The organism is Ruminococcus sp., from assembly GCF_017650195.1.
Classification (GTDB): domain Bacteria; phylum Bacillota; class Clostridia; order Oscillospirales; family Ruminococcaceae; genus Ruminococcus.
In genome coordinates this window covers 1-4,993 of record NZ_JAGCFH010000144.1, presented here as the reverse complement: position 1 = coordinate 4,993, position 4,993 = coordinate 1, and the positions used below count along the sequence as shown (strand labels likewise).

The following is a 4,993-nucleotide window of genomic DNA, read 5'->3' as shown; positions in this document are numbered from 1 at the left end:
GTGGAAATACGGCGCAGACAATTGCATTTTTATTACAGAAGAGCAGTGCAGCATCAATAACATCGAAGACCTTACCATTGACTATGTGAGATTCCTGAATGAGCATCAGCTTTCGGGGCGTCACAGGATTGAGGTGCTGACTGAATTCCCGGAGGATCAGAGTCTATGGGACAGAGGCGGCGCTGAGTTGCTTCGAAACAAAGACGGGAACAGTACCGGTTTTTATTCTTTCACGATTGATGAAGAAGATGTCCTTGCGGAATATGTGAAATATGATCCGGATTCGGCACATCCATGGATTCCTGTATTTGATGACGGAACAGATTACACGCTGGAGGAATACCTTTCCAAACCAAAACAATCTTAATAAAGGAGAATGATTCGCGATGATACAATTATCTGACGCAGAACTCTGCATGCTGGAGCAGCTGACCTATCTTGATGAGGAGGTAGCTGCCGCAGCGGGCATCAATATACCCTGTTTATGGGGAATTTGAGTAGTTTTCAACAATTATCATGAAAAAAGCGGTTACCCCTTCAAATTTTACTTGAAGAGGTAACCGTGTTTGTTTTTGAGGGCTGTTTTTTTACAGCCCCTTTATTTTTATACTGTTGCGTAAAGATTTGTTTCCCAAGCTGGAATATAAAGCTGATGTCTTATGTAAAGCTTATATGATGGATTTAATTTCTTTATCAGAATAGGCAGTTCGAATATATCCTCGTTCCTGTGGTAAAGTGATACCATAAGCTTTGGAGCATAGTGAGCTATTGTTATAGATGAACCCCATATAGCTTCGCGCTCAAAACCTTCAACATCCATTTTAATAATTGTTGCAGGACGTTTTGCAAGGATACTGTCTACGGAAAGTGCTCCAACAACGTTTTCTGACTCAGCACTTATTGATGACTGTCGACCTGCCTTTGAGGCAAATGGCAGTTCACTGTCAATACACCATGCGGCAGAATTATAAGCGTAAACATGGGGCATACCGTCTATGAATTTAGCAAGCTTCTTGAAGTTCTTTTTATCAGGTTCAAGAGCATATATAGATACATACTTGCCATGAGTAAACTCAAGGAGCTCCTTTATTGTATCACCGTTATATGCGCCAAGATCAACATATACCTCATTCAATGTAGGCTTGATTATCTTTTTATAAATATCAGCTTTTGTAGTAGTGACCTCGGAAAGATATTCTATCCTGCCGCTTATTTTAAAATTAATTATATTTGCATATACTTTTCTTGAATAATCGTCTGCAAGGCTATCATATACCTGCTGTATCTTTTCGGCATTTTCTTCACAGTATTCATAAGTGAACAAACCTCTACCGACAACCGGTACATCAGGGACATACAGTGTGTGCTTTGCAGCTATTTCCTTTACCTTATCAACTATTTCCTGATATCCTGCTGCAAATGCGAGCACTACTACAAAATCATCAACAGCTTCTTCTATCTCTGAGAGCTTATGCACCCTGTACCCTTCAAAGGAATGTCCTCGTACAAAATCATCACTTGCAAAGATACCTGCTACAGTTATGTGCATTTCACGGAAAACAGACATTATCTTTAATGCTCCGTCACCCATTCCATATATAAATATAGGGCGTTCTTCAGCTTTTAGTCTGTCCCAGCTGGATTGTTTTTCAGTAATAAACGAGAGCATTTAGTAAATCACCTCTGAAATCAATAATCTCCGTCATCTTCATGGGCGTCGTCATAATCATCGAAATGATCGTGACCTGAGTGATATCCCATCATATCTCTTCCTCTTATGCCATACCTGTCACGCATAATGTTAAGATATTTGTCTATAAGATCAGAAACCTTTCTGACATTTTTTATACAGTGAACTTCCTTGGACGGAGTATCAGCATCACGGCTGTATATAATTATCGTTCCACAGTTTACAATACGCTGAAAGAACGGATATTTGACTTTTTTATCTGTTATCTTGTACAGATCAATTTCATCTTCATCAACATTTAGAAAACCTGTACGGGTGATAAATTTTGTTTCAGTAAGATAATAACGAGTAAAAGTAAGAGGCAGTCCGAAAATGGAACGTTTTTTGTCTGTCCATATATAATCAAAAGCATTTTTTTTCATTATTGATCCTCCAATCCGTTTATCATGCATTACTCTATATCTATTTTAACACATTACGTCTGAATAGTCAACTATATTCTTTAATAAAACATGATGCGCTGACATTATACATGTTTTTTCGGTTCGGCTGACTTTTTTCACAAGAAAAATACGATAAAAATCAAAAAAAGCCTTTACAAATATATAATAATATGATATAATATTATCACCGTGTACTTGGTTCGGGGCTTGTCCTCGACTTTCACCCCATACTGAGTTTTCGGAATATTTATTTAGAGGTGCTTCAAATGTTATTGAAGGATGAAAAGACAGCCGTTATTGAGGCTAACAGAACACACGAAAACGACACAGGTTCACCTGAGGTTCAGATCGCTATTCTTACAAGAAGAATCAACGACCTTACAGAACACCTCAAGAGCCACAAGAATGATCATCACTCAAGAAGAGGTCTTCTTAAGATGGTTGGTCACAGACGTAACCTTCTTGCTTACCTTAAGAAGAAGGATATCAACAGATACCGTGCTATCGTAGAAAAGCTCGGTCTCCGTAAGTAATCATGTGTTTGAAGGCAGCGGGGTTTTATACCCTTCTGCCTTTACATCTATCAGAGTACAGGGATTAGAAGTCAGAGGCAAGAGTCTGAATGTATTTTCCGGCTTTTACCTCTAACTTCTAAAAGCTCTCCTCTGATGAAAAAAATCTTAAATTGGAGGCAAATCAGATGTTTGAAAATTACAGAACCTTTGAAACAACTTACGCCGGCAGACCTCTCATTGTTGAGACAGGAAAAACCTGCGGACTTTCCAACGGTTCATGCTGGGTAAGGTATGGCGAAACAGTCGTAATGGCAAATGTTACAGCAAGTGCAAAGCCAAGAGAGGGTATCGATTTCTTCCCTCTTTCGGTAGATTACGAGGAAAGACTTTACTCTGTTGGTAGGATTCCAGGTTCATTTACAAAACGTGAGGGAAAGCCCTCTGAAAAGGCTATTCTTACTTCGCGTTGCGTTGACAGACCTATCCGTCCTCTTTTCCCGAAGGACATGAGAAACGATGTTTCAGTTGTTATGACTGTACTTGCAGTAGAGCCAGACAATTCACCCGAAATTGCAGGTATGATCGCAACCTCTGTGGCTATATCCATTTCGGATATTCCGTGGAACGGTCCTATCGCAGGAATAAACGTAGGTCTTGTAGACGGCGAGATAGTTCTTAATCCTACTCTCGAACAGAGGACTAAAACAGACCTTAACCTTACAGTTGCAGGCACAGCTGAAAAGATCGTTATGATCGAGGCTGGTGCTAATGAGGTGCCTGAGGATACAATGCTTGACGCAATCCTTAAAGGTCATGAAGAAATCAAGAAAATGGTAGCTTTCATCAGTGATATTCGTTCACAGATAGGTAAGCCCAAATTCACCTTTGAGTCAATGGAAGTTGACCACGATATGTTCGACGCTATCGAAGCATTTGCGTCAGACCGTGTTAAGGTCGCTCTTGATACAAATGATAAAAACGTCCGCGACGAGAGACTTGCTCCTATCGTTGATGATATCCACGCCAACTTTGATGAAAAGTATCCTGAACAGATACCTATGATAGATGAGTGTATCTACAAGCTTCAGAAAAAGATTGTTCGTGCATGGCTTTATGAAGGCAAGCGTGTTGACGGACGCGGAATAGACGAGATACGTCCTCTTGCCGCTGAGGTAGGCATACTCCCTCGTGTTCATGGTTCAGGTCTTTTCACTAGAGGTCAGACACAAGTTCTTACAGTTTGTACACTTGGTCCTGTAAGTGAGTGCCAGAAGATAGACGGCCTCGATGAAGAGGACTCGAAGAGATATATGCACCAGTACAATTTCCCGAGCTATTCTGTCGGTGAGACAAAGCCGAGTAGAGGTCCAGGAAGACGTGAGATAGGTCACGGTGCTCTCGCTGAAAGAGCTCTTGCACCAGTTATCCCATCAGTTGAGGATTTCCCTTATGCACTAAGACTTGTATCTGAGGTACTTTCGTCTAATGGTTCTACTTCACAGGGCTCTATCTGTGGTTCAACACTCGCACTCATGGACGCAGGCGTTCCGATAAAGGCTCCTGTTGCAGGTATCTCCTGCGGACTTATCACTCTTCCCGATAGTGATGATTTCATGACAATGGTTGATATTCAGGGTCTTGAAGACTTCTTTGGCGATATGGACTTCAAGGTTGGCGGTACTCATAAGGGTATCACTGCTATACAGGTAGATATCAAGGTAGACGGTCTTACACCTGCTATCATCAAACAGGCATTTGAAAAGACGCGAAAGGCTCGTATCTATATCCTTGACGAGATAATGCTTAAGGCTATTCCAGAAAGCAGACCTACTGTAAATAAGTATGCTCCTAAGATGCTCCAGACAAAGATACCTGTAGACAAGATACGCGAAGTTATCGGTCAGGGTGGTAAGGTCATCCAGAAGATTTCAGCTGATTGTGACGTTAAAATCGACATCAATGACGACGGAAATGTATTTATCAGCGGTGTTGATGCTGACAATGCAAACAAGGCACTCCAGATAATCCACACTATTGCTAACGATCCCGAGGTGGGCGCTATTTACAAGGGCAAAGTAGTTAGAATCATGGACTTCGGTGCATTTGTTGAAATTGCTCCTGGAAAGGACGGACTTGTACACATATCAAAGCTTGATAAGCAGAGAGTTGAAAAAGTCGAGGATGTTGTTACTATCGGTGACGAGATTGTTGTAAAGGTTACAGAGATCGACCGTCAGGGCAGAATCAACCTCTCACGCAAGGACGCACTTGCTGAGATTGAAGCCAAGAGACAGGGCTGATATATTTAATAATAAAGGCGGTCATAATGACCGCCTTTATTTATT

At 41.1% G+C, this 4,993-nt stretch carries 5 protein-coding genes; 3 read left to right on the top strand and 2 right to left on the bottom strand.

Translation table 11 applies throughout. The features are described 5' to 3' along the window. On the top strand, positions 1-367 hold a 367-nt coding region (locus J6U00_RS06675; RefSeq protein ID WP_296580390.1), incomplete at its 5' end, for a hypothetical protein. A gap of 237 nt (positions 368-604) precedes the next feature. Here J6U00_RS06675 and J6U00_RS06670 read toward each other — a convergent pair. Next, entirely contained in the window at positions 605-1,669 is a 1,065-nt protein-coding gene (locus J6U00_RS06670; RefSeq protein WP_296580389.1) for an FkbM family methyltransferase, read from the bottom strand. A 20-nt stretch (positions 1,670-1,689) separates the two neighbouring features. Beyond that, positions 1,690-2,112 (bottom strand): PH domain-containing protein, encoded by a 423-nt coding sequence (locus J6U00_RS06665; protein ID WP_296580388.1) that lies wholly within the window; start codon positions 2,110-2,112, stop codon positions 1,690-1,692. 287 nt (positions 2,113-2,399) lie between these two features. Here J6U00_RS06665 and rpsO point away from each other — a divergent pair, with 287 nt between their 5' ends. Then, on the top strand, positions 2,400-2,666 hold the full coding sequence (gene rpsO / locus J6U00_RS06660) for a 30S ribosomal protein S15 (protein WP_294750319.1): 267 nt from the start codon (positions 2,400-2,402) through the stop codon (positions 2,664-2,666). A 167-nt stretch (positions 2,667-2,833) separates the two neighbouring features. Beyond that, the gene (locus tag J6U00_RS06655) at positions 2,834-4,948 is read left to right on the top strand and encodes a polyribonucleotide nucleotidyltransferase (protein ID WP_296580387.1); all 2,115 of its coding nucleotides are present in this window, start codon (positions 2,834-2,836) and stop codon (positions 4,946-4,948) included. Positions 4,949-4,993: the final 45 nt, after the last annotated feature.